We start from the raw sequence: 23,800 nt of genomic DNA, 5'->3' as shown, positions 1-23,800 counted from the left end.
AGAGCAGATTATTGCAGCGAATCGACGGTCGCACGATAGGCGTCTCGAAGGCCGGTGATGGCGGGGCCCGAACGCAGAATTGCGCGCGAGGATGAGGCAAGGACAGCATCCGTCGCTCCGGCGAAAACCTCCCTGACCTGCGCTGGACCGGCGCCCTGTGCGCCCACTCCTGGCGCCAAAAAAGCGCCATTGAGGGCGGCTAGGTCAATGCCCAATCGCTTGACAGCATCGCCGACGGTGGCTCCCACGACGATGCCAGCAGGGCCAAGGTGTTGTTTATCACACTGACTGTTAAAGTCCGCCAGTTGGGACACGACATGACCGGCAACGCTGACTCCATCAGCGCCACGGGCATGCTGAACGGACGCTCCCTCGGGGTTCGAAGTGAGTGCAAGGACGAACACACCCCTGCCAGTCTGACGCGCAAGCTCGAGTGCGGGGGTCAGAGAACCCACACCCAGATAGGGTGACAGAGTCACCGCATCGCCGGCAAGCGGTGACGAATCGGAGAGGAACGCGTGCGCATAGCCATCCATCGTCGAACCGATGTCGCCGCGTTTGGCGTCCACGATGCAGAGCGTACCGACCTCGCGACAGGCCGCAATGACCTCTTCGAGAACGGCAACACCACGCGAGCCATGCCGTTCGAAGAAAGCAGCCTGGGGCTTGAAAGCAGCGACGCGCCCCCCGAGGGCCTCGATGACGCGGAGGGAGAACTCTCGCACACCGTTTGCGTCGTCGTCAAGTCCCCATTCCTTCAGCAGGCCGGCATGAGGGTCGATACCCACGCACACCGGTCCATATGTCCGCATGGCGGTGTAGAGACGATCGCCGAAGCCGAGAGAAGATGCGGGTTTAATGACAGACGTAGTCATCGTGTTTCCTTCGATCGGATGGAATCCCATTCCTGCAGGGATCGCACGGAATAGGCTCCGCGCATACGAACTTCGATGGCCTGCACCATTGCGTTAAACGCTTGGAGCGTTGTGACCGCGGGGCGGTCCTGTGACGCTGCCGCGGCACGGATCTGGTAGCCGTCATTACGCGGCGCACTGCGCTGCGGCGTGTTGACGACCATATCGACCGACCCCTCGTTGATGAGGTCGACGACCGTCGGCTCTCCCCCATCGCCTCGGCCCTCAGAGGACTTACGGACGGCCTGTGCTTCGATACCGTTGCGGCGCAGAACGGAAGCCGTCCCCGAGGTCGCCAAAATCTTAAAGCCCATCTCGTGCATACGAGCCGCCGGCAGAACAATTGCTCGTTTGTCAGTATCGGCAATCGAGATGAAGACAGTTCCCGAGGTCGGCATGTCAGTTGAGGCGCCAAGCTGCGACTTGGCGAACGCTGTCGGGAAGTCACGGTCGATACCCATGACCTCGCCCGTTGAACGCATCTCGGGGCCGAGGACGGTATCAACAATCTCGCCGCCTGCGGTGCGGAAGCGCTTGAAGGGCAGGACGGCAGCCTTGACGGCAATCGAGCCACCGTCGTGAATCTCGCGGGCGTCATGGGTGGGCAGCAGCCCCTGCTCGCGCAGCGATGCGATCGTTGCGCCCACCTGGATGAGGGCTGCAGCCTTCGCCAGCTGCACACCAGTTGCCTTCGACGCGAAGGGCACGGTGCGCGACGCACGCGGGTTAGCCTCAATCACGTACAGCGTGTCGGAGAGCAGCGCGAACTGGATGTTGATGAGGCCGCGCACACCGACGCCGCGAGCAATCGCCTCGGTCGAAGCGGTGATGCGCTCGAGTTCGCGTGCGGACAGCGTCATGGGAGGCAACACGCAGGAGGAGTCACCCGAGTGGATGCCCGCCTCCTCAATGTGCTCCATGATCGCGCCCATGAAGAGTTCGTCGCCGTCGTACAGCGCGTCAACGTCGATCTCGATGGCTGCGTCCAGGAAGCGGTCGATGAGGAGCGGGCCGCGGGAGAAGAGCAGCTCGGAGTCGTGGCTCGCGAGGTATTCGCGAAGCGCAGGCTCGTCGTTGATAATCGCCATGCCGCGTCCGCCTAGCACGAACGAAGGACGCACGAGGACGGGGTAGCCGACCTTTTCGGCGACGGAAATGACCTGCTCAGGCGTGTGCGCCGTGTCGTGCGCGGGTGCCGGGCAGTGGGCCGCCTCGAGCACCTTGCCGAACTCCTCACGGTCCTCGGCCAGGTCGATGGCGCGCGGGCTCGTTCCCAGGATTGGCACGCCGGCGCGCTCGAGGTCGGCAGCCAGCGACAGCGGGGTCTGTCCGCCCAGCTGCACGACCATGCCCTTGACCGGGCCTGCCTCGCACTCGGCACGGTAAATCTCCAGCACATCCTCGAGGGTCAGAGGCTCGAAGTACAGGCGGTCCGAGATGTCGTAGTCGGTCGAGACCGTCTCGGGGTTGCAGTTGACCATGATGGTCTCGTAGTGGTCGCGCAGCGACATGGCAGCGTGCACGCACGAGTAGTCGAACTCGATGCCCTGGCCGATGCGGTTGGGGCCTGCACCCAGGATGATGACGGCCTCGCGCTCGCGTGGGCGGACCTCGTTTTCCTGGTCGTAGGTCGAGTAGTGGTAGGGCGTGCGGGCAGCGAACTCTGCGGCACAGGTGTCAACGGTCTTGAAGACTGGGTGGATGCCAAAGGCGCCGCGCACCTCGCGCACCGTGTCCTCGGACAGGCCGCGCATGGCAGCGATCTGGCGGTCGGAGAAGCCGTGGCGCTTTGCCTCGGCGAGCACGTCGCCCGTGAGCGCGTCGGCTTCGCGAATGCGCCTTGCGACCTCGTCGAGGAGGAACATCTGGTCGAGGAACCACGGGTCAATCTTCGTGGACTCGTGGAGCTCCTCAAGCGTCGCACCGCCGCGGATCGCCTGCTGAACCTGGACGAGACGTCCTTCGGTGCCAACCGCCGCAGCCTCTACGAGCGCGCGGGTTTCCTCGGGGGTGGGTGCCTCGCCGTCCCAGTGGAACTGCACGCCGCCCTTGTCGATCGAGCGCAGGGCCTTCTGGAGGGCCTCGGTGTAGGAGCGGCCGATCGCCATGGCCTCGCCGACGGCCTTCATCGACGTGGTCAGCGTCGGGTCAGCGGCAGGGAACTTCTCGAAGGTGAAACGCGGGACCTTGACGACCACGTAGTCGAGCGTCGGCTCGAACGAGGCCGGGGTCGAGCCCGTGATGTCGTTCGGGATCTCATCGAGCGTGTAGCCGGTGGCCAAGCGAGCGGCGATCTTCGCGATCGGGAAGCCGGTAGCCTTCGAGGCCAGGGCGGAGGAACGCGAGACGCGGGGATTCATCTCGATGACGATGATGCGACCCGTCTCCGGGTGGATGGCGAACTGGATGTTGCAGCCACCCGTGTCCACGCCAACCGCGCGAATAACGGCGATGCCGATGTCGCGCAGTCGCTGCATCTCGCGGTCGGTCAGGGTCAGGGCCGGAGCGACCGTGATCGAGTCACCCGTGTGCACGCCCACAGGGTCGACGTTCTCAATCGAGCACACGACAACGACGTTGTCCGCCTTGTCACGCATCAGCTCGAGCTCGTACTCCTTCCAGCCGAGGATCGACTCTTCAAGCAGAACCTCGGTCGTGATCGAGGCTGCCAAGCCCTGGCCGGCGATGCGCTCGAGGTCCTCGGGGGTGTAAGCAAAACCGGAGCCGAGGCCGCCCATCGTGAAGGAAGGACGAACGACAAGGGGGTAGCCGAGCTCGGCGGCGGCCGCGTGGCACTCCTCCATCGTGTGAGCGATGAAAGAGCGAGCAACCTCGGCGCCCGAACGCTCGACGATCTCCTTGAACTCCTCGCGGTCCTCGCCGGCGCGGATCGCGTCAATCGACGCGCCGATCAGCTCGACGTTGAAGTGCTCAAGAACGCCCATCTCGGACAGGGCGACGGCGGTATTGAGGGCCGTCTGGCCACCGAGGGTGGGCAGCAGGGCGTCGGGGCGTTCCTTCTCGATAATCGAAGCAACGACCTCCGGGGTGATCGGCTCGACGTAGGTGGCGTCGGCGATACCCGGGTCGGTCATGATGGTGGCCGGGTTGGAGTTGACGAGGATGACACGCAGGCCCTCCTCCTTCAGGACACGGCATGCCTGCGTGCCCGAGTAGTCAAACTCGCACGCCTGGCCGATGACAATGGGGCCCGATCCGATGACGAGGACGGACGACAGATCGTTCCTGCGGGGCATCAGTGGGTCTCCTTAGCGGCAGTCATCAGGGAAATGAAGCGATCGAACAGCAGCTCGCCGTCGTGCGGGCCGGCAGCTGCCTCGGGGTGGTACTGGACGGAGAAAGCGGGGATGTCCAGGGCGCGCAGGCCCTCGACAACGCCGTCGTTGAGGCCGATGTGAGAGACCTCGACGCGGCCGTATCGACCCGAATCGAAGGGGGCGACCGACGGCTCCCCCACCGGGGCGTCCACCGCGAAGCCGTGGTTATGGGCAGTGATCTCCACGCGGCCCGTGGCGACATCCTTCACCGGCTGGTTGATACCGCGGTGACCGTAGTCCAGCTTGTACGTACCGTAGCCGAGGGCGCGGCCGAACAGCTGGTGGCCGAAGCAAATACCGAAGTACGGGATACCTGCATCCAGGACGGCGCGCAGGACGCTGATCTCACGGTCGGCCGTGGACGGGTCACCGGGGCCGTTGGAGAAGAACACGCCATCCGGCTTCAGCGCCTCAATGTCGGCGAAGGACGCCGTCGAGGGCACCACATAGACGCGCACGCCGCGCGCCGCCAGATGGTAGGGCGTACGCGACTTAATGCCGAGGTCAACGGCCACAACGCGCGCAATGGGTTCCTTGCCTGCGAAGTCACCGAGGGGTTCCACCACGTAGGTCTCGTCAGTCGACACCTCGGCCGCCAGCGCTTGGCCGCTCATCGCGGGGGAATCGGCGACGATACGCACGAGCGAGGCCACGGCCTCCTCCCCCAGGTACTGCGCGCCCACGGGTAGTGCGTCGCCCGAGAAGATGCCGGCGCGCATGGCGCCGCGTTCGCGGATGTGGCGGGTGATCGCGCGCGTGTCAACGTCGGCGATGCCGACGATCCCCTGAGCGACGAGTTCGTCTTCCAGTTCGCGGCGTGCACGCCAGTTGGAGGCCCGGCGGGCCGCGTCGCGCACGACGAAGCCAGCGACCCAGATGCGCGAGGACTCAGGATCCTCGTCGTTCACGCCGGTGTTACCGATGTGCGGGGCCGTCATCACGACGATCTGACGGTGGTACGACGGGTCGGTCAGCGTCTCCTGGTAGCCGGTCATGCCGGTCGAGAAAACGATCTCGCCGAGCGTGCGGCCCTTCGCGCCCCATGCGCGGCCCTTGAAAACGGTGCCGTCCTCAAGGACGAGCAGGGCGATATCAGACGTGGTCATCGGTCCTCCTTGGCAATCGGGGTGGCGTCGACGACCGTCGGGACGCCGTTGAAAATCGTGTAGCGCACCTGTCCGGTCAGTTCCATACCGCGGAAGGGGCAGTTCGTGGAGCGGGTCCACTGCTTGGCGGGATCGACCGTGACGCGCGCGGTCGCATCCACGAGGGTGACATGCGCGGGTGCGCCGACGACGAGGCCCTGGCCCTGCGAATCAACGCGGCCGATGCGGGCGGGAACCGTCGACATGACGCGCGCGATGTCCGCCCAGTCCATGCGTCCCGTGTTCACCATCGTTTCGATGAGGATCGGCAGTGCGGTCTCCAGGCCGGTCATGCCGAAGGCGCCGGCCTGCCACTCGCAGTCCTTCATCTCGAGCGGGTGGGGTGCGTGGTCGGTGCCGATGCAGTCGATGGTGCCGTCGGCGAGGCCTTCGCGCACCGCCTCGACATCCTCCGCGCGGCGCAGCGGCGGATTCACCTTGTAGAGCGGATCGTAAGTAGCGGCGAGCTGCTCGGTGAGCAGCAGATGGTGAGGCGTGGCCTCGGCTGTGATGTCCACGCCCTGGGCCTTGCCCCAGCGCACGAGGTCAACCGAGCCCGCGGTGGACAGGTGGCACACGTGCAGGCGCGAGCCCACGTGCTTGGCGAGCAGGATGTCGCGGGCGATGATTGCTTCCTCTGCGACGGCGGGCCAGCCGGCCAGACCGAGCTCACCGGACAGTGCCGATTCGTTCATCTGTGCACCCTCGGTGAGGGCCGGATCCTGGCTGTGCTGGGCGATGACGCCGCCAAAACCCTTGACGTACTCCAGCGCGCGGCGCATGAGAACGGGATCGGAGACACACTTGCCGTCGTCGGAGAAGACACGAACCTTCGAGCGCGAACGAGCCATCGAACCGAGCGAGGCCAGATGCTTGCCCTCCAGGCCCTTGGTCACCGCGCCGACGGGGCGGACCTCCACCCAGTCAGCCTCCTCGCCCAGGCGCAGCACCTGGTCGACGATGGCGGCCGTGTCCTGCGTGGGCGTCGTGTTCGCCATGGCGTGAACGGCGGTGTAGCCGCCGACCGCAGCAGCGCGGGTGCCGGTGAAGACGGTCTCGGCATCCTCGCCACCGGGCTGGCGCAGGTGGGTATGGATGTCAACGAGGCCGGGCAGAGCAATGAGCCCCTCGGCGTCGATCACGCGAGGGTCGCGCACACTGTCGCGGGCATCTGCGCCAATGGCAACGATCGTGCCACCTGACAGCGCGATGTCGGTGGGTTCCCCGCCGAGGAGCGACGCTCCGGTAATCAGGATGTCGCGGGTCTGTTCAGTCATTGCTGTGTCCTTCCGAAGCGAGGAGCAGGTACAGAGCGGCCATGCGGATGCACACGCCGTTGGACACCTGTTCGACGATGACAGATTGGTCTGAATCTGCGGCCTCAGCGCAGATTTCGAGGCCTCGGTTCATGGGGCCGGGATGCATGACGACGGCGCTGGGTGCCAGCGTGGCAAAACGTGCGGGTGTCAGTCCGTACTCAGCGTGGTAGGCACCAGGCGACGGGAAGAAACCCCCACCCGCGCTCGACATGCGTTCGCGCTGCACGCGCAGCATCATGACAGCGTCGGGGCCGGTGGCCAAGGCCTCGTCAAAGTTGTAGGAAGTGTCGCAGTTCCAGGTCTCCACGCCGATCGGTAGGAGCGTCGGGGGCGCGACAAGGGTGACGCGAGCACCCAGGAGCGTCAGAAGATCCACGTTGGATCGCGCGACGCGCGAATGGAGGACATCACCGACGATAACGACGTGCGCGCCGTCGAGGCCAGATCCGGGAGTGGGGGTGCCGTCCTCACCAAGCGACGGAGCGTAGTGGCGGCGCAGCGTCATGGCATCCAGAAGTGCCTGCGTCGGGTGCTGGTGGGTGCCGTCACCAGCGTTCAGTACCGGCAGATTCATCCAGCCGGCGTGCGCGAGACGGTGAGCAGCGCCCGAGGACGAATGACGCACAATGACGGCGTCCGCACCCATGGCCTCGAGCGTCAGGGCGGTGTCCTTGAGTGACTCGCCCTTCGAGACGGAGGATCCACGCGACTGGAAATTGATGACGTCGGCGCTCAGGCGCTTCGCGGCCGTCTCGAAGGAGATGCGGGTGCGCGTCGAATCCTCGAAAAAGAGGTTGACGACCGTCTTGCCCTGGAGCGTGGGAAGCTTCTTCACGCCGTGACTTTGCGTTGCGGCCATCTGCTCCGCCGTGTCGAGGATGAGGATCGCCTCCTCGCGCGTCAGATCGCGGATCGAAATGAGGTGATTCAAGCTCATCGTTTACAGGCCTTTCCCGAGAAGGACGCCGTCGCGCCCATCTGTTTCGTCGAGCAGGATAGTGACGGTCTCGTCGCGGGAAGTCGGCAAGTTCTTGCCGACGTAATCCGGACGAATGGGGAGCTCGCGGTGTCCCCGATCAACGAGGACGGCGAGCTGAACGGCCGCAGGTCGGCCGATACGGGTGAGAGCATCAAGCGCCGCTTTAATGGTGCGGCCCGTGTACAGGACGTCGTCGACGAGGACGACGGTCTTGCCGTTAATACCGGTGCGAGGCACCAGGGTCTCTTTCGGAGCCCTCAGCGGCTGCGAGGCGAGGTCGTCGCGGTACATCGTCGTGTCGATGATTGCGAGTTCGGCATAGGTGCCGGAAACCTCTTTGATTCGATTGACAAGCCGTCGCGCGAGAGTCGCACCCCGCGTCGGGATACCTGCGATGACGAGATTGTTGCTGCCGCCATTGCGTTCAACGATCTCATAAGCGATGCGTGTCAGGGAGCGTGCGACGTCGCCAACTCCTAATACTTCTTTGCCGCGCGATGCGCGATCTGCGTGCACTTCGGCCACGCTTACTCCTTCCCCGCCTCACAGGACGGTCATTAAAGGATTTCTCGTGCTTCCATCCTACGCCCCTCGTGAAGTGCCGGTGTGACCCCTCCACGTGTGAAACCCCACGTGGGAAGCAGGAATGGATGCCAGTTCGGCGGGGTGGTTGGTCTGTGCGGGCTGTCAGGAAGGACGCTCGCTGATCGGCTTCGAACTCGGATGATACCCGGTAGGGGTATGATGATATACCCCTACCGGGTATGGTGTGCTCCAGTGCGAGACGTGCCGACGTTGGCACTGCAATGAAAGGGGTTATCCCGGTAAAATTCATTGAGCGCCGACAGCGCATATGAATAGTGACGATAGAAAGGCTTCCCCATGACCATCGAACAACTGCCCCAGCCCGAGGTTCGCGGCGGCGGCTGCGGCTGCGGCGAACACGATCTCCCCGAGCCGACCATTGATGCGACCGCTATCCCCCACCGTCTGCGTCATGCGGCCGTTCTCGGCGCCGCCCAGTCGATGAACGCCGGCGAGTCCTTCATCATCCGCGCTCCCCACCTGCCCCGACCGCTGCTCGCACAGATCGCGCAGCTGCCCGGCGAGTGGACCTTCGAGGTCATCGTCGACGGCCCTGAGTTCTGGGATGTGCGAACCACCCGCCTCGCTCTCTGAGAGCAGGCAGAAAAGGGGGCAGGATCGTGGTGATCCTGCCCCCTACTGATATGCCCCAGATCCCATCGAGACAGCCATCCTGGTCGGCAGCATCTGCACTCGTCGCGGGCATTGAAGGAAAAAGTGGGGCCGACTCTCGGGAGAGTCGGCCCCACTAGGCATGTAGAGCGAGCGCTCAGTACTCCTCGAGGAGTTCATCGAGCTCGTCTTCGACGCTGCCGCCATCCAGCGGCTTGGCACCAGCGGGCAGCGACCGTGCGGGCGCTTCCTGCGCGGGCAGCTCATTATCAGACGACGACTCGGCCTCATCGGGAGCGTGCACATCCTCCTCATCGAAGCTGCGACGAGACCACGCGGGTGACGCGAGATCCTTGCGGATTGCGTCGAGGACCGCGTTCACAAACGACGGCGACGTGTCGGTCGAGATCGATCGGACGATCGAGATTGCCTCGTCGATAACAATGATCGGCGACACCTCGTCGTTCTCGAGCATCTCCCACACCGCCACGCGCATGACCGCGAGGTCGACGGCGGCGATGCGATCCAGGCCGGGCACGCGTGCGTGCGCCGAAATCAGCGAATCGATGCGACGCAGATTGTCCGCCACACCGGCGATGATCTGGATTGAGAACTCCGGGAGTGGAGTCTGAGCCGCGGTGATGACGCGACGCTCGCGCAAGAGGTCGCGCAGCACGTCGGGGTTGGACCCCATGCCGCGCTGGTCGGCCTCGTAGACAACGTCGGCCGCGCGCTTGCGGGCCTTGGTGCGCGAGGTGAAGCGGTGTTGCTTCGACATTACTCGGTCACGCGACCCGAGTACGAGCCGTCGCGGGTGTCAACCTTGACGCGGGTGCCTTCCTCCATGAAGAGGGGGACCTGGATCTCGTAACCGGTCTCGAGGGTCGCGGGCTTGGTGCCGGCGGAGGAACGGTCGCCCTGCAGGCCGGGCTCGGTGTGGGTGATCGTCAGGACGACGGTCGCGGGCAGCTCAACGAAGAGGACGGTGCCGTCGTGCTGGGAGACGATGACGTCCTGGTTCTCCACCATGAAGTTGCGGGCGTCGCCCACGGTCTCGGCGGGAACGTTGATCTGCTCGTAGGTGGACTGGTCCATGAAGACGTAGTCGGTGCCGTCCTGGTACAGGTAGGTCATGTCGCGACGGTCAACGGTCGCGGTCTCGATCTTCAGGCCCGCGTTGAAGGTCTTGTCGACGGTCTTGCCGGATAGGACGTTCTTGATCTTGGTGCGCACGAAGGCCGGGCCCTTGCCGGGCTTGACGTGCTGGAATTCGACAACCTGCCAGAGCTGGCCGTCGATGACCATAACCAGGCCGTTCTTCAGATCATTGGTCGTTGCCACAGGGGTACCTCACTTGTGAAGGAATCAGTAATCAGGGGTCAGTTTACACGCGCGCGCCACCAATTCCGCGACTTCTTGCGGGGTGCGCTCACTCGTATCGACTGTTGCATCGGCCACGGAGGCGTATGCCTCCCGTGCTTGCTTCATCAGCTGTGTGAGCACGGCGCGGGGTGCACCAAGGCCAACGGAGCGAGGGGCCCCTAGGCCTTCTCGGCGCGATACTGCGGAAAGATCGGCGCTCAGCTCGACGACGATCGCGCCGTTTGCGCGTGCTCGCTCGATGGACGAGGCTGTGGCCGGGTCGAGCGGTTGAGAGGCGCCGAGCGTGACAATGCCCTCGTCGAGGCTGAGGAGGCGGTCGGCCTCCTCACGGGCGGTATCGGGCAGACGCGGATCGCGCTGGACAATGAGGCTGTGCATGGATGCTCCGAGGCGCGCTTCGACGGCCGCGTCGGTTTCGAGGAGGGCGAGGCCATATCGCTCCGATAATTCCCGAGCGACGGTGGATTTACCCGATCCCGTTACCCCAATCAGGACGATCAGGCTCATGCGCCGATACCGATCTGTGCGGCGGGTGTCACCAGCTCCGAGGGATCCACGGAGAAGGTACTGGGCTTCGCGATCCCGTCGAGGAGGACAAAACGCAGAATCCCACGCCGCACCTTCTTGTCAGAGAGCATGATGCGCGTCAGCTCCTCGATGGTGTGCCCCTCGTAGCGCGTGGGCAGTCCGACGCGGGAGAAGAGGTCGTCGTGGCGCACAACATCCTTGGCGCTGAGCTGCCCACGGGCATGAGCGAGTCGCGCGGCGAAGCAGCAGCCGACGGCCACGGCGTCACCATGTCTCCACGTGTAGTCGTTCGCGCGCTCGATCGCGTGGGCGAGAGTGTGCCCGTAGTTGAGAGTCTCGCGCAGGCCTCCTTCTGTCAGGTCTGCCGACACGACTCGTGCCTTGACGGCGATCGCTCGGGTCGTGATTTCTGCAAGTTGTGGGCTGTCGGCACGGAGCAGATCCTGCGGATCAGTCTCCTCGACGATCCTCAGAATCTCAGGGTCAGCGATAAATCCACACTTGATCACCTCGGCGGCACCCGCCGCCAGATCGGGCGCGGGAAGGCTCTCGAGGAGATCCATGTCGGCAACCACGGCGGTTGCCGGATAGAACGAACCGACGAGGTTCTTCCCAACGGACGTGTTGATTCCCGTCTTACCGCCAACGGCCGCATCAACCATAGCGAGTAGCGTGGTGGGAACGTTGATGAGCGTAATGCCCCTGAGCCACGTGGCCGCGACGAACCCCGCCATATCGGTGGTCGCTCCCCCACCCATAGCAATAATCGCATCCTTGCGCCCAAGTTGGAGGCGTCCGCACTCATCCCACAGGGAGGCCACAACCTCAATCGACTTGCCGGCCTCGGCGTCGGGGTGATCAGCCGTCGACGCGTTGATTCCCCGGTCGTGCAGGTACTGCGCCAAGGAAGCAGCGCGCCGAGCGAGCGGACGAGCGTGAATGATGAGCACCTTGGTGGCTGCCTCGTCGAGGGCCTGATAGATCGGCTCGAAACCAAGTCCGTGTCCGACGGTGATGGTGGAGGGGTGCTCTCCGGTGACGCGGATAATCGTGCTCATGAGTGCTCCAACTGCTGTGCAATGGCGGTGACGACGTCATCGACGGGGCCGGGCCCCGACTCAACGACGATGGTGGCGACAGATCGGTAATGAGGTTCGCGCTCGGTGCGCAGCCGCGCGAGCGTCCCGGACGGATCCTCAGCCAGCAGCGGCCGATGCGTCTTCGAGGCGGTGCGACGAACGAGTTCTTCGTGGGGAGCATCAATGTAGACGACCGTGTGCCCAGACAGGAGCTCCCGAACGGCGGGAGTTGCTGCCGCTCCCCCGCCCAGGGACACGACGGCCTCGTGCGTGAGCGCCTCGGCGACTGCTTCGGTCTCCATCACGCGAAAGGCTGCTTCGCCGTCGGTGGCAAAAATATCCGCAATCGGACGGCCAGCGCGTTCGACGATGAGAGCATCGGTATCGATATGGTCGATGCCCAAGTGCCCGGCGAGGAGGCGCCCGACCTTGGATTTGCCAGCGCCGGGCAGGCCGACGAGAACGATTGGACCGCGCACGCTCATGCGCGTTCCCCCACGGCGGCGAGGTAGGACGCCAGGTTCCTGCGCATCTCAGTCACCGACCGGCCACCTGCGTGGTCCGACAGGGCATCTGCGAGCACCAAGGCCACCTCGGCCTCAGCGATCACAGCGCCGGGTACAACCTGGCACGTATCGGAACGCTGGTGCAGGCCAACGGCCTCCTCACCCGTTGCGAGGTCGATGCTGCGCAGCGCGTGTGGAACGGTCGAGATCGGCTTAAAAGCAGCGCGCGCGACGATCGGCGCGCCGTTGGACGTGCCGCCTTCGATGCCTCCGGCGTGGTTGGAAGCGCGCCTCAGGTGTCCATCCTCACCTCGCTGGATTTCGTCGTGGGCCACGGAGCCGAGCAGTGCGGCCTGGGCGAAACCGTCGCCAATTTCCACGCCCTTCACCGACTGGATCGACATGAGTGCGGCGGCCAGCCGCGCGTCAAGGCGCTCGCGAGCGGTCACGTGAGTGCCCAAGCCCACCGGAACGTCGTATGCAATGACTTCTGCAACACCGCCGATCGTGTCACCCGCCTGTTTCGCTGCGTCAACCGCCGCCTCGAAGCGAGCGTTATCCTCCGGATCAAGCGTGCGCATCGATGCCTCGCACAGTGCCGCTTCGTCGGCAGGCGTGGGAGTCGATGAGGCCGTGGCGCGCTGCGGCCCGACGGAAACGACGTGGGAGACGAGGCGAACGCCGGCGACCTGCTCCAGGAGAGCTTCAGCGAGTACACCGAGTGCAACGCGCGCTGCAGTCTCGCGGGCACTCGCGCGTTCAAGAACAGGGCGCGCCTCGGGCAGGTCGTAGGACAGCATGCCAGGAAGATCCGCGTGACCGGGACGAGGCCTCGTCAGCGGTCGGTTTCGAGCGATCTCACGCTCGTCGCCCGTTCCCGCGTCGATCAGCAGGGCGGAAGGATCCACAGGATCCGCGCTCATCACCGTCTCCCACTTGGGCCACTCGGAATTACCGATGCGGATGGCAACAGGGGCGCCGGTGGTCACGCCGTGACGGACGCCGGCCAGGATTGATACCTCGTCGGCCTCGAACTTCTGCCGCGCGCCGCGGCCATATCCGAGACGGCGACGTGCGAGGCCTCGTCGCAGGTCCTCAGTCGTGACACGCAAGCCCGAGGGAAGCCCCTCAATCGTGGCGATCAGTGCGGGGCCGTGCGATTCTCCGGCGGTCATCCATCTCAGCATGTCTCCCAGTGTCCCACACGCCGCGATGCTCATGCCCGGCGGCTCTCACGGGATGGGCGATCAGGACTGAGGTGCGCTATCCCCTGCTGTCGAAGTGCCGGGCTCGGTACCGAGGATATCGATGACCACGCAGAGCGTGTCATCACCCGCAGCGAGGTCCGGTGGAATTGTGATCGCCAGGCGCGAGCCCACCTTCTGATCGACGAGCGCGTTTGTCAGGCCTTTCATCGCCGTGTTGAGATTCACCACGGCCGGCACGCCTGTTTCCCACGTGTTGACGCGGACGACTCCATCAGTCCAACCGAGAACGGTGAACTGGGCGACAACCCGATCACCTTCGTGAACCTGAACGCCGTCACCCTTGTTGAGCACCTGCGTCGTCACACCGCCAGGGAGCGTCGCAATGTGACTGATAAGCGGTCCCTCGGGACTCATCTCGACGCTCATCGGACCGACGGTGGCATCGACCGAGGTTCCTGTGGCGATGGACGGCAGGATGTCGACGACGTCAATTTCCCTGGTGTTGGGAGAGCCATCCCCCATGGCTACAGTACGAAACGCGAGGATACGGGACCCTTCATGCTTGCCGGTGACCAACATGGCGAGGTCCGAGCTGATCTGATCCGAGCCGACGATCCCGAGGCTCATCTGCGGGCGGCCAGACTCAGAGAGCATGCGCCCGCTCGTCCCATCAAAGGCAGTCACTGAGACGAGGACGGGAGAACCTTCCGTAATCTCACGACCGGTGCCTTCTTCGATGACGCGAGCCTTGAAGCCATCAACGTCGAGCGGCGCCTTGATATCAATCGTGGGTGTCGCGCCGACTCGTCCGGAGACCGTCACGCGGTCAAACAAGGGAAGCGTCGTTGACTGGGCAGTCGCGTCGGCGCCTGGCGTCGTCTGCGTGGTCGGAGCGGGGACGCAAGCCCACCACGTGAGGCCACCACCCGCGATGAGCAGGGTGAGAGTGAGGCCGATACGGAGGAACAACCCACCGCGCGAGGCACCTTGTGACCGAGAAGCACGCGCGGCGGCGCGCTGCGATGAGCCCTTCACACGGTGCGTGGAGGGTGAATCGGGCGATGACGGCTCGGTGCTCATGCGGGAATCGTAGGAGACGAGGCGTCAATCTGCGCGATGAGAGCATCCACGCGCGGATCGACCGTGGCGAGGGGGTCCTGCAGGGACAGCGGGATCGTCTGGGATTCGTCAAGGCGCACGTGCACCCAGTCGACGCTCAAATCGGCTCGCGCATCCTCGGCGGCGGCAATAATACGTCCACGCAGGCTCGCTCGCGTCGTCGCCGGCGCAATTGTTTGAGCACGACGCACGGCATCGGCGGTTGTCAGGCGTCGCATGAGACCTGCACTCTCCATCCGGTCGCGTAGGCCATCCGCCGTGATCTCGGAGTAGGACAGTTCGAGTCGCGCGACACGCGGATCTGCGAGCGTGGCACCGCTGCGTGCGCAGTAGGAGCTCAGCAGTTTGCGCTTAATTGCGATGTCGAGCTCTGTGTCGATACCACTCCAGTCTCCGCTGGCGATCGCATCGAGACCCCTGCCCCACAGATCGACAATGTAGGCGCGCATCGGGTCCAGCTCGGAGACCGGAATCCGGGACAGTACACGCTCACGGATGTCACGCTGCATAGCGACAGCGCTCGTCATCCTGCCGGTTACGAGCTCAATGGCTGCCGATCCGCTCAGGTCGGCATTCACCTCGCGAATAGCGCGCATCGGATCGGCGAGGGCCAGGTCTTCGATCTGGAGGCCGTCCTCGATGGCATGGATCAGGAGTTCGGTCATACCGACCTTGAGGGCGGTGGTGGGCTCTGCGACGTTCGTGTCGCCGACAATCACGTGCATACGGCGATAAGCACCGGAATCAGCCAACGCCTCGTCACGGGTGTTGATGATCGGGCGCGAACGGGTCGTGGCGGAGGAGACGGCATCCCACATCTGATCGGCACGCTGGGAGAACTGCAGTCGCGGGGTGGCCGCGCCCGTGTTGATCCACCCGTTTCCGACCAGGATCTGACGCGTCACGAAGAATGCGACCAGCGCATCGGCGACCTGGCGGAAGTCGCGTCGCCGGTGCAAGAGGTAGTTTTCGTGGCATCCGTAAGAGTTGCCCTGCGAGTCTAGGTTGTTGCGGAAGAGATGCAGACGCAGATCGGTGCCGAGCTCGGACAGAGCAGCGTCAGCCTGCGTTGCAAGGTCTGCGAGCATGGTAGAACCCGCGCGATCCTGCTCGAGCAGATCCTCAAGCCGATCACATTCGGCGGTCGCATACTCGGGGTGCGCGCCGACATCAAGGTACAGGCGGCCGCCATTGCGCAGGAAGAGATTCGAGGAACGGCCCTGGTGCAGGAGCGGCTCAAACAGCTGGCGTGCGGCGTGCTCGGCGTCCATCGGCTTGGCGCCGCTGGGCGATGCTGCGGTGAGCCCGTACTCGGTTTCGATGCCGAAAACTCGACGCCTCACCTCACTGGCCACCCTTCTGGACGAAGCCCTGAACGAATGCTTCCGCGTTTGTTTCCAGAACGGAGTCGATTTCGTCGAGGAGAGAGTCGATCGACGAAGTACGGGCCTGGATCTGGCCAGCGGCCTCGGTCACGTCATCCTCGGGGGTGGGACCGCCTGCGAAAATCTGATTCGACATAGTTCGTTCTTCTTTCTTTCGTCAATTATCGGGTGGACGTGTCGCGTGCATCTGCAATCGGGAAACGGACCAAGTCCCCTTCGCCGGGATCGAAGACAAGAGAAGTCCACGAGGCCTTCACAAGATCGCGGCGGTTGGCGACTGCCCATCCTCGCACGTGGGCACGCGTGTTGGTTGGCGCGACGTCGGCAGCGCGTTCGACCTCCTCATCTGTGACAAGGCGTGTCACCATGCCTGCCTTCGCCAGACGATAGACGAGGCCGTGGCTGGGACGCAGGTCTGACCACTGCAGGTCAATCGCAGCGAGACGAGGATCGCTCCAGTCGAGGTTCGCGCGTTCCTTCTGACGCTTGATGAGCTGGTATTTCCCCACCCACTCGACCTCGGTGGCCACGGAGAAAAGATCGGCGCGCATACGATCGAGGACTGACTGCCACAGGGTGAGAATCTCCTGGTCGGCGGCTGTGGGCGTTGTTCCCGTTTCCTCGAAGGTGTCCAGCACGAGGTCCAGGTATACCTGCTGAAGTTCGGCTGCCGTGTAGGCGCCGCCAGCCGTTCCAACCTTGTAGTCGAGATCGGGGTGGTGGGACACATTCCAGGTCTCTTGGACAGGATCGTCCATGACGAGCGAATCCCAGCGCAGATCAGTGCCCTGCTCGATCGCCCATAGGACGAGGGAGGTTGTGCCGAAACGGAGGAAGGCTGACACATCGAACATGTTGCCATCGCCGCCGATCACGTGGAGGCGGCGGAATTGCGCGGGGTTCGCGTGGGGCTCATCGCGCGTATTGACGATTGGACGGTTGAAGGTCGTCTCGAGGCCGACCTCGTTTTCGACGAAGTCTGCGCGCTGCGACATCTGAAAACCGGGTACTTCGCTCTTCTGTCCGCGTCCCACGCGTCCCGCACCGCAGATAACCGGACGAGTCACCATGAAGGGCGTGAGGCCACGAACGATCGAGTCGAGGTCGGTGATGCGAGGCATCTGGTAGTTCTCGTGGGTGCCGTAGGCGGCACCCTTACCGTCAGTGTTGTTCTTGACGAGGACGATCGGTTCCTCACCCTGTTGCTCCAGGCGTGCCATCACGCGCTGCGCGATCACTTCGCCCGCGCGATCCCACAGCAGTGCATCGCGTGCACCGATCGTCTCGGGGGCGGAGTACTCGGGGTGAGCATGGTCGACGTACAGGCGTGCACCGTTCGTCAAGACGGCGGTAGTGGCAGCCGGAAGCGCCAGCTCCTCAGCAGTGGGACGAGCAACGCGCTCAGAGCCTCCCGATGGTGCGAGGTGGTACGGATCGTCAGTGAGAAGCGAGGGATCAACGGCCGCACGCGACATACGCATGCCGCGCAGATCGTTGAGGGGATCCTCACCCGTATAGTCCCACCGCACAACACCTGCGCCCTGGGCGGGAGTGCCCGTGCGGCTGATCTCACCGTAGGTCGTCACAACCTTCGTCGACAGAGCAATCGGATTTGCCCACGCGTCGCCGGGACGGTAGACGCCATACTCGGTTTCGGTACCGATAATGCGTTCGCTGCTCATTTCACTGTTCCAATCGGCTTCACATTCACGATTTCGGGAGCGAGGCCACTCGTGCGGGCCCAATCTTCCGGAGATGATGTGGCGGCAAGCTCCAATGACTCGTTCATCTCTTCATGGACACCACGCAGCAGGTGCTCCATGCTCAGCCCGGAGGGCGCGCCCATCAATGCGTCCTTGATCGCATACTTCTTGGCACGCTCGACGATCCCTGCGATGAGAGCGCCGGAGACGAGGTCAGAGAGGTAGATGCGCTTGTGATCGCCATTGACAAGAGTCGCGAGGAAGAGCGCGGTTGTCTCGTTACGGGCGTAGAGGGCATCGACGGCACGTTCGCTCATCCCAGCCACGGCCTCGTCGATACCGCCGAAGCGTGCGATCTCGGAGGCATGGATGGGCACCTGCGGGGTCAGGTACTTCGAGAAGATATCGAGCGCTCCCGCGCGATCGGGACGATCGACGCGGATCCGCACGTCGAGTCTGCCGGGGCGCAAAACAGCGGGATCAATCATGTCCGCACGGTTGGAGGCTCCGATAATCACAACGTTATCAAGCGACTCAACGCCATCCATCTCCGCAAGAAGCTGCGGTACGATCATCGTTTCAACGTCCGAGGACACGCCCGTGCCACGCGTGCGGAACAGCGCCTCCATCTCATCGAAGAAGATGACGACGGGAGTATCACCGGCCGCGAGAGTGCGCGCTCGAGCGAAAATCGCACGAATCTGACGTTCGGTTTCGCCGACGAACTTGTTGAGAAGCTCGGGGCCCTTAATAGACAGGAAGAACGTCGAGGCGCCTCCGCGCTTGGATAGTGAGTTGGCCACTGCCTTCGCGATGAGGGTCTTGCCAGATCCCGGAGGACCGTACAGGAGAATGCCCTTGGGCGGACGAAGCCCAAACTGCCGATAGAGCTCGGGGTGATTGAAAGGCATTTCGATCGAGTCGCGCACCTGCGCGATCTGATCGTCGAGACCACCGATATCTTCGTACGTGACGTCGGGGACCTCGGGGGTGAGCAGCTGCTCGACATCCTCACGCACGATGCGTTCAAACGCGATCCCGGCACGTGCATCCACGACGAGGGAGTCTCCGGGGCGTAGGTTGCCGTGACGCAGCGGGCCGGCAAGCTCAAGAAGAGTTTCGGCGCCGCCCTCTGTGGCGACGAGAACACGATCCTGGCCGACCAATTCGAGGATGGAGACAACCTGTCCACTGCGGGGAAAGTCATCGGCAGCGACGGCGATCGACGTGTCGTCGAGACGCACCCACTGTCCGTAGGACAGATCCGTCACGTCGAGCTTCGGCGACACCGCCACACGCATACGCTTGCCACCGCTCACGACCTCGATCTGACGCGACGATGGGAAAGCACGCACAAAAGTCGCCAGCGTCTGCGGGGGACGCGATACGTCGGCCAGCTCCCCTTGCAGGCGGATTAGCTCGGTGCGCGCTGTTGTGAGCGCGCTCGTCAGGCGTCCGTTCTTCTCTTCCAGGGAGATCAGACGTCGCTGCAAAGACTCGCGATCAGTAGCCTCACTCATCGCTAGCCGCCTCGCGTCCTTCTGACGCCCACGTGTCCGCCTGTGCGACGACGTCGCGGCGGACCTTGCGCACCTTTTTCTCAGAGTTCACGCGCTGGCCGACTTTCTCGAGGCTCCAGTCCTCCTCGTCGTCCCACGCGCCGCCCTGGCCTTCAGCAGCCTTTGCGGGCCGCGTCGAACGTTCTTGCGGGGTGATGCCGGGGGCGAGAAGGCGGGCGATGACAAGGAACCCGGTGTGGGCGACCATGCGGTGTTCCGGGCGCACGGCAAGGCCATCAAGGTGCCACTCGCGGCGCATGTCCTCCCACGCGATCGGATCGGTGAAACGCTCGGATGCACGCAGATCCTCGACGAGACGGGACATCTGCGTCACGGTCGCAACGTAGCACACGAGGACGCCGCCCGGGATAAGGGCGTGCGTGATGGCCTCAATGTTCTCCCAGGGCGCCAACATATCGAGCACGATGCGGTCAACGCTGCCAGCTTCAGCCGACCAGAGGACCTCATCGACGTCTCCAACACGCAGATCCCATGCCGGGTGGCGTCGACCGAACCAGAGGTCGACGTTGGCGGCTGCAATGTCGGCGAAGTCCTGGCGACGCTCCACGGAGATGAGGCGTCCCTGCGGGCCGACTGCGTCAAGGAGAGCCATCGACAGGGCACCAGAACCCGCACCAGCCTCGATAACCGTCGCGCCCGGGAAAATGTCGCCCATGTGGGTGATCACGCCGGCATCCTTCGGATAGACGACGGCAGCACCACGGGGCATTGACATCACGTAGTCGACCTGGAGAGGGCGCAGAATCTGGAACTGGCGTCCTTCTTCCGTGACAATCACCTGGCCGTCGGGGCGGCCAATAACGTCGTTATGGTCAAAACCACCGCGGTTGGACTGGAAACGTCCACCGCTGACGAGGATTACCTGGTGGAAGCGTCCCTTGGGATCACGAACCTGAACGCGGTCGCCCTCGGCAAGCGGGCCTCGGCGGGTGGGCTGGCCAAAATCGGTGGCCGATATCGAAGTATTACGCTGAATAGACATTACGTAAAGGATACCGCTAACCACCACCTGCGCCCATGGCAGAACACAGATGAGGGTGGCAGGGGTTAGCGTGGTATTCATGACAGACCTGATTGCCCCCTCGCCCGAACCCCGCACGTGGGAACCCGCGCTTTCCGCATCGCGTGCGAAAGAGTACGAGCGTTGCCCGCTGCAGTACCGGCTCCATGTCCTTGATGGGTACCGGGAGCCGGAAACGCGCGCGAAAGCCTTGGGAACGGTCGTCCACGCGGTGCTTGAGGAGCTCTTCGCCCTCGATCCATCCGAGCGCACACCCGAGAACGCACGCGCGCAGGTCGTGCCCCAATACGAGGCATTCGCGGCGAAGAACCCCGAGGTTGCAGCCCTGTTCGCCAACGACGCTGACCGAGAGGCGTGGCTCGACGATGCCCGCTCGCTCATCGACGGCTATTTCGCGATCGAGGCTCCCCAGTGGATCGCTCCAGCGGCGCGTGAGCAGAGGGTGACCACGACGACCGAGCGTGGCGTGCGCCTGCTCGGCTTCATCGACCGGGTCGATCAAGCTCCGGACGGACGCCTGCGCGTCGTCGACTACAAGACCGGTAAGGCACCCGGACCGCGCTATGTGGGAGAGGCACTCTACCAGATGCGTTTCTACGCGCTCCTGCTTGCACGCACACAGGTTCTCCCCTCCCGCATGCAGCTCGTGTACCTGCGTGCCGGGCAGGTGATCACGCTGGATCCCACGGCAGAGGAAATCCGCGATTTTGAGCGCCACATCGATCAGCTCTGGGACCGCATCGAACACGATATTGAGCACGATTCCTTCACGCCCCGCAAGAATCCGCTGTGCAACTGGTGTGGCGTGCGCTCACTGTGTCCATTATTCGGCGGAACCACTCCCCCAACGCCGCGCCAACACGCGCAGTGGCTAGCGCGGACTCGGCTAGGCTAGAGGCATGGAACTGAAGCAATGCGGACGTAGCGGGCTCTATCTGTCCGCACTCGGTTTGGGCACCCTCACGTGGGGGCGCGACACCGATGGACCCGAGGCCCACGACATGCTGAAGGCTTTCGTCGATGCCGGCGGCAATCTCGTCGAGTGCTCCCCTGCACACGGCGATGGGATGGCCGTTGATGTCCTATCAGAGGGACTGTCGAGTATCGGCCGACACCGCGTCGCACTCGTCTGGCGGGGCGCGGTTCGACGTGCCGGAGAGGGCGCGTGGGTGAGCGCTGCGGGCCGCGGCGATCTGCTGCGCAGCCTCGATGATGCCCTGGCCAGGCTCGACACAGATTACGTCGACGTATGGCTCGTCGAGCCACGTCCGGAGGTTCCGCTTGAGGAGACTCTCGAGGCCGCGACGCTTGCGCAGCGCTCCGGCCGCGCCCACTATGTCGGATTATCGCGGGCATCCCACTGGGAACTTGCAGAGGCCGTGACACGCGGGATATTGGGCGCATGCGCGCCAATGACCGTTGTCGAAGCCCCCTTTTCGTTGGCGAATGCCTCAGCAGCCCAGACCATTGCCGAGCTGTCGGGCCGAGGTGTCGGTGTCATCGCGGCCTCTGCATTGGCCGGGGGTGCGCTGACGGGCAAGTATCGTCACACGACCCCCGCAGATTCGCGCGCCGCATCGCCCCATCTGCGACACATGGTCGAGCCCTACCTGGAGGGTCACCCAAGGACCGTCATTGAGGCCACCTCTCGTGCTGCGGCCGGTTTGGAACGGTCGACCGGTGACGTCGCGCTGGCATGGGTGCGTGACTTCCCCGGTGTGAGCGCCGCACTGATTGGGCCTCGCACCCGCCGTCAGCTCGATACTCTTCTCGGTTATTCGGAGCCGCTGCCGGCTCCGATCCGCCAGGTCCTCGCAGAGGTTGCTGGTCCGTCGTGCGTGGCGCGCTGAGCGTCAGCTGACCTGAACAGACGGGTGGGGCCCGAACCGCATGGTTCGGGCCCCACCCGTCTATCTGAGCATCCGGGACGACTCAGTCGTCAACTTCGATGAAATCGTCGTCATCCTCATCGGTTTCCTCGTCATCCTCGAAGTCGGAGTCCTCGTCCTCGTAATCTGAGTCATCGTCCTCATCATCTTCATCGGAGTCGTCGAGGATGTCGAACGGCAACTCGACCCCGAGCTGAGTGAACAGAATGTCGTCATAGGTGAAGAACGCGTCACGCAGCGCCAACTCGGCTGCTTCGAGCGCGGCATCATCGGCCTCGTCTCCATCGCGGGCGATGTCGAAGTGGTTCTCGAAGGCGTTCAGCAGGCGCGTCAGCGCGCGGCGAGGATCTCCAGTCATGGCATTCATTCTACCGTGAGACGGCGCACTTTATCAGGGAAGGTTGAGCTGCGAACGAATGACGGACACCATGAGATCGGTTCCCTTGATCTCGGCGGTCTGATCGGCGCCCAAGATGCGGGTCTGTCCGTCTGCGTCGAGCAGCTGGGAAGCACCCATGTTCGGTCCGAGAGGCAGGATGACCCATTCCTTGGTGGGCTCATACAGGGCGTCAGGTGTCTCGCCCTCGATCTGCGCCGTGATGTTGGCGATGACGACGCGTGCCTGCTGGCGTGCCGCATCAGCACGCTTGGATTCACGCACGTCGGTCAGGTCACCCACGGCGTAGACATTCGGGTGGTCAACGACCTGCATGGTGCCGTCGACGCGAATCGTGCCGTTCGGGTTCATGACGGACTCATACTCGGAGCCAATCAGGAAGCCGGTGTTAGCGCGTGCACCGTAGCACTGGAACCACAGGTCCGCTTCGACAACCTCGCCATTCTTAGTCTGCACCATGAAGTGTCCCAGGTCGCCGACGTTCTGCGGTGGCAGGTAAGCGAGCTCGGAACCGGTCACGACGCGTACGCCGAGCGTGGCCAGCTGCTCGCTGATCTCTTCGCGGAGCGCGTCTGTGTAGCCGGGGGTGCCCAGAATCTGGTCCGAGGACTCGACGATGGTGATGTCGAGGCCCGGGAAGGCGTTGGCAAGCTCGCCGGTCAGCTCGATACCGACGGTGCCGCCGCCAACGATCATGACGGAGCGGGCTCGGCTCAGGTTCTCGTGCAGCTGCTCGAGGCGCGCCTTGGCAACGGAGGAACGGTACGAGGAGTACTTCGCCGGGAAGGGGTAGGTGGATCCGGTGGCGAAGACAACGTAGTCGGCTTCGATCGGATCGTGCCCGAAGACGTGGACTGTCGTGCCGTCGACGCGCGAAACCGTGCCACGCACGACCTCGCCGCGGCTCAGGAGATTCGTGTAGGGCATGAAGATTGCATGCTCCCACACCGTATCGACAGCGGCGCGCAGGGCCGCTGCGTGGTGGACGAACTGGTCCTTCTGTTCGATGAGAACGACGTCCGCGAGGGGATCAAGTCCCTTAGCGACCGTGACGCCTCCGTATCCTCCGCCAATGACTGCGACGCGTGCCATGTCTTTCCTCCTTATGAG

The 23,800-nt window shown here is 64.0% G+C and carries 23 protein-coding genes; 3 read left to right on the top strand and 20 right to left on the bottom strand.

The window, feature by feature from the left end:
• Positions 1-8: 8 nt before the first annotated feature.
• The 6 genes from pyrF to pyrR are packed head-to-tail and all read right to left on the bottom strand — an operon-like array spanning position 9 to position 8,220.
• Positions 9-875 (bottom strand): orotidine-5'-phosphate decarboxylase, encoded by an 867-nt coding sequence (gene pyrF, locus QP415_RS00335; RefSeq protein WP_016461654.1) that lies wholly within the window; start codon positions 873-875, stop codon positions 9-11.
• Positions 872-4,171, bottom strand: coding sequence for a carbamoyl-phosphate synthase large subunit (carB, locus tag QP415_RS00330; RefSeq protein ID WP_285097802.1), 3,300 nt, complete (start codon positions 4,169-4,171; stop codon positions 872-874). The genes pyrF and carB overlap by 4 nt, the downstream gene beginning before the upstream one ends.
• Entirely contained in the window at positions 4,171-5,358 is a 1,188-nt protein-coding gene (gene carA / locus QP415_RS00325) for a glutamine-hydrolyzing carbamoyl-phosphate synthase small subunit (protein WP_285097801.1), read from the bottom strand. The genes carB and carA overlap by 1 nt, the downstream gene beginning before the upstream one ends.
• A complete protein-coding gene (locus QP415_RS00320) occupies positions 5,355-6,674 on the bottom strand; it encodes a dihydroorotase (RefSeq protein ID WP_285097799.1) in 1,320 nt (439 codons plus the stop codon). The genes carA and QP415_RS00320 overlap by 4 nt, the downstream gene beginning before the upstream one ends.
• Complete coding sequence (locus tag QP415_RS00315) at positions 6,667-7,653, bottom strand: aspartate carbamoyltransferase catalytic subunit (RefSeq protein WP_016461650.1); 987 nt, start codon at positions 7,651-7,653, stop codon at positions 6,667-6,669. The genes QP415_RS00320 and QP415_RS00315 overlap by 8 nt, the downstream gene beginning before the upstream one ends.
• A gap of 3 nt (positions 7,654-7,656) precedes the next feature.
• A complete protein-coding gene (gene pyrR, locus QP415_RS00310; RefSeq protein ID WP_016461649.1) occupies positions 7,657-8,220 on the bottom strand; it encodes a bifunctional pyr operon transcriptional regulator/uracil phosphoribosyltransferase PyrR in 564 nt (187 codons plus the stop codon).
• 357 nt (positions 8,221-8,577) lie between these two features.
• Here pyrR and QP415_RS00305 point away from each other — a divergent pair, with 357 nt between their 5' ends.
• Positions 8,578-8,874, top strand: coding sequence for a DUF2249 domain-containing protein (locus tag QP415_RS00305; protein WP_016461648.1), 297 nt, complete (start codon positions 8,578-8,580; stop codon positions 8,872-8,874).
• Between the two features lie 175 nt (positions 8,875-9,049).
• Here QP415_RS00305 and nusB read toward each other — a convergent pair whose 3' ends face one another.
• Genes nusB through QP415_RS00245 form a run of 12 tightly spaced genes read right to left on the bottom strand, consistent with a single transcriptional unit; the run spans position 9,050 to position 20,365 of the window.
• Positions 9,050-9,670: a transcription antitermination factor NusB gene (gene nusB / locus QP415_RS00300; RefSeq protein WP_285097798.1), complete on the bottom strand. Its 621-nt coding sequence runs from the start codon at positions 9,668-9,670 to the stop codon at positions 9,050-9,052.
• Complete coding sequence (efp, locus tag QP415_RS00295) at positions 9,670-10,233, bottom strand: elongation factor P (protein WP_009055954.1); 564 nt, start codon at positions 10,231-10,233, stop codon at positions 9,670-9,672. The genes nusB and efp overlap by 1 nt, the downstream gene beginning before the upstream one ends.
• Positions 10,234-10,257: 24 nt before the next feature.
• Positions 10,258-10,782: a shikimate kinase gene (locus QP415_RS00290; protein ID WP_285097793.1), complete on the bottom strand. Its 525-nt coding sequence runs from the start codon at positions 10,780-10,782 to the stop codon at positions 10,258-10,260.
• Positions 10,779-11,861, bottom strand: a complete 1,083-nt coding sequence (gene aroB, locus QP415_RS00285; RefSeq protein ID WP_285097791.1) for a 3-dehydroquinate synthase — start codon at positions 11,859-11,861, stop codon at positions 10,779-10,781. The genes QP415_RS00290 and aroB overlap by 4 nt, the downstream gene beginning before the upstream one ends.
• Positions 11,858-12,367 (bottom strand): shikimate kinase, encoded by a 510-nt coding sequence (locus tag QP415_RS00280; RefSeq protein WP_016461644.1) that lies wholly within the window; start codon positions 12,365-12,367, stop codon positions 11,858-11,860. Before QP415_RS00280 ends, aroB begins: the two co-directional genes overlap by 4 nt.
• On the bottom strand, positions 12,364-13,575 hold the full coding sequence (aroC, locus tag QP415_RS00275) for a chorismate synthase (RefSeq protein ID WP_285097788.1): 1,212 nt from the start codon (positions 13,573-13,575) through the stop codon (positions 12,364-12,366). Before aroC ends, QP415_RS00280 begins: the two co-directional genes overlap by 4 nt.
• A gap of 60 nt (positions 13,576-13,635) precedes the next feature.
• The gene (locus QP415_RS00270) at positions 13,636-14,676 is read right to left on the bottom strand and encodes an FKBP-type peptidyl-prolyl cis-trans isomerase (protein WP_285097787.1); all 1,041 of its coding nucleotides are present in this window, start codon (positions 14,674-14,676) and stop codon (positions 13,636-13,638) included.
• Positions 14,673-16,058, bottom strand: a complete 1,386-nt coding sequence (pafA, locus tag QP415_RS00265; RefSeq protein ID WP_285097785.1) for a Pup--protein ligase — start codon at positions 16,056-16,058, stop codon at positions 14,673-14,675. Before pafA ends, QP415_RS00270 begins: the two co-directional genes overlap by 4 nt.
• Before the next feature lies 1 nt (position 16,059).
• Positions 16,060-16,236 (bottom strand): ubiquitin-like protein Pup, encoded by a 177-nt coding sequence (locus QP415_RS00260; protein WP_016461640.1) that lies wholly within the window; start codon positions 16,234-16,236, stop codon positions 16,060-16,062.
• A gap of 25 nt (positions 16,237-16,261) precedes the next feature.
• The gene (gene dop, locus QP415_RS00255; protein ID WP_048676860.1) at positions 16,262-17,782 is read right to left on the bottom strand and encodes a depupylase/deamidase Dop; all 1,521 of its coding nucleotides are present in this window, start codon (positions 17,780-17,782) and stop codon (positions 16,262-16,264) included.
• Positions 17,779-19,323, bottom strand: a complete 1,545-nt coding sequence (arc, locus tag QP415_RS00250) for a proteasome ATPase (RefSeq protein WP_016461638.1) — start codon at positions 19,321-19,323, stop codon at positions 17,779-17,781. The genes dop and arc overlap by 4 nt, the downstream gene beginning before the upstream one ends.
• Positions 19,316-20,365, bottom strand: coding sequence for a tRNA (adenine-N1)-methyltransferase (locus QP415_RS00245; RefSeq protein WP_285097781.1), 1,050 nt, complete (start codon positions 20,363-20,365; stop codon positions 19,316-19,318). The genes arc and QP415_RS00245 overlap by 8 nt, the downstream gene beginning before the upstream one ends.
• A 79-nt stretch (positions 20,366-20,444) precedes the next feature.
• Here QP415_RS00245 and QP415_RS00240 point away from each other — a divergent pair, with 79 nt between their 5' ends.
• A complete protein-coding gene (locus QP415_RS00240) occupies positions 20,445-21,299 on the top strand; it encodes a RecB family exonuclease (protein WP_285097779.1) in 855 nt (284 codons plus the stop codon).
• Between the two features lie 4 nt (positions 21,300-21,303).
• The gene (locus tag QP415_RS00235; RefSeq protein WP_285097777.1) at positions 21,304-22,254 is read left to right on the top strand and encodes an aldo/keto reductase; all 951 of its coding nucleotides are present in this window, start codon (positions 21,304-21,306) and stop codon (positions 22,252-22,254) included.
• 82 nt (positions 22,255-22,336) lie between these two features.
• Here the strand turns inward: QP415_RS00235 and QP415_RS00230 are convergent, their stop codons facing one another.
• Both QP415_RS00230 and QP415_RS00225 read right to left on the bottom strand, forming a co-directional pair.
• A complete protein-coding gene (locus tag QP415_RS00230; protein ID WP_285097776.1) occupies positions 22,337-22,651 on the bottom strand; it encodes a DNA primase in 315 nt (104 codons plus the stop codon).
• Positions 22,652-22,684: 33 nt separating this feature from the next.
• Complete coding sequence (locus tag QP415_RS00225; protein ID WP_016461633.1) at positions 22,685-23,782, bottom strand: NAD(P)/FAD-dependent oxidoreductase; 1,098 nt, start codon at positions 23,780-23,782, stop codon at positions 22,685-22,687.
• Positions 23,783-23,800: the final 18 nt, after the last annotated feature.

Source organism: Pauljensenia sp. UMB3104 (genome assembly GCF_030217285.1).
GTDB lineage: Bacteria > Actinomycetota > Actinomycetes > Actinomycetales > Actinomycetaceae > Pauljensenia.
The sequence above is the reverse complement of the archived record's forward strand: the minus strand, read 5'-3'. Positions and strand labels throughout refer to the sequence as shown.

What these genes read in the sequence shown, in the direction of transcription:
- QP415_RS00260 (WP_016461640.1), bottom strand. Translation starts at nt 16,236, where the DNA reads ATGTCGAATCAGATTTTCGCAGGCGGTCCCACCCCCGAGGATGACGTG.
- QP415_RS00290 (WP_285097793.1), bottom strand. Translation starts at nt 10,782, where the DNA reads ATGAGCCTGATCGTCCTGATTGGGGTAACGGGATCGGGTAAATCCACC.
- QP415_RS00225 (WP_016461633.1), bottom strand. Translation starts at nt 23,782, where the DNA reads ATGGCACGCGTCGCAGTCATTGGCGGAGGATACGGAGGCGTCACGGTC.
- aroB (WP_285097791.1), bottom strand. Translation starts at nt 11,861, where the DNA reads ATGAGCACGATTATCCGCGTCACCGGAGAGCACCCCTCCACCATCACC.
- nusB (WP_285097798.1), bottom strand. Translation starts at nt 9,670, where the DNA reads ATGTCGAAGCAACACCGCTTCACCTCGCGCACCAAGGCCCGCAAGCGC.
- QP415_RS00235 (WP_285097777.1), top strand. Translation starts at nt 21,304, where the DNA reads ATGGAACTGAAGCAATGCGGACGTAGCGGGCTCTATCTGTCCGCACTC.
- carB (WP_285097802.1), bottom strand. Translation starts at nt 4,171, where the DNA reads ATGCCCCGCAGGAACGATCTGTCGTCCGTCCTCGTCATCGGATCGGGC.
- carA (WP_285097801.1), bottom strand. Translation starts at nt 5,358, where the DNA reads ATGACCACGTCTGATATCGCCCTGCTCGTCCTTGAGGACGGCACCGTT.
- QP415_RS00320 (WP_285097799.1), bottom strand. Translation starts at nt 6,674, where the DNA reads ATGACTGAACAGACCCGCGACATCCTGATTACCGGAGCGTCGCTCCTC.
- pyrF (WP_016461654.1), bottom strand. Translation starts at nt 875, where the DNA reads ATGACTACGTCTGTCATTAAACCCGCATCTTCTCTCGGCTTCGGCGAT.
- aroC (WP_285097788.1), bottom strand. Translation starts at nt 13,575, where the DNA reads ATGCTGAGATGGATGACCGCCGGAGAATCGCACGGCCCCGCACTGATC.
- QP415_RS00315 (WP_016461650.1), bottom strand. Translation starts at nt 7,653, where the DNA reads ATGAGCTTGAATCACCTCATTTCGATCCGCGATCTGACGCGCGAGGAG.
- QP415_RS00245 (WP_285097781.1), bottom strand. Translation starts at nt 20,365, where the DNA reads ATGTCTATTCAGCGTAATACTTCGATATCGGCCACCGATTTTGGCCAG.
- arc (WP_016461638.1), bottom strand. Translation starts at nt 19,323, where the DNA reads ATGAGTGAGGCTACTGATCGCGAGTCTTTGCAGCGACGTCTGATCTCC.
- QP415_RS00230 (WP_285097776.1), bottom strand. Translation starts at nt 22,651, where the DNA reads ATGACTGGAGATCCTCGCCGCGCGCTGACGCGCCTGCTGAACGCCTTC.
- QP415_RS00270 (WP_285097787.1), bottom strand. Translation starts at nt 14,676, where the DNA reads ATGAGCACCGAGCCGTCATCGCCCGATTCACCCTCCACGCACCGTGTG.
- dop (WP_048676860.1), bottom strand. Translation starts at nt 17,782, where the DNA reads ATGAGCAGCGAACGCATTATCGGTACCGAAACCGAGTATGGCGTCTAC.
- QP415_RS00240 (WP_285097779.1), top strand. Translation starts at nt 20,445, where the DNA reads ATGACAGACCTGATTGCCCCCTCGCCCGAACCCCGCACGTGGGAACCC.
- QP415_RS00280 (WP_016461644.1), bottom strand. Translation starts at nt 12,367, where the DNA reads ATGAGCGTGCGCGGTCCAATCGTTCTCGTCGGCCTGCCCGGCGCTGGC.
- QP415_RS00305 (WP_016461648.1), top strand. Translation starts at nt 8,578, where the DNA reads ATGACCATCGAACAACTGCCCCAGCCCGAGGTTCGCGGCGGCGGCTGC.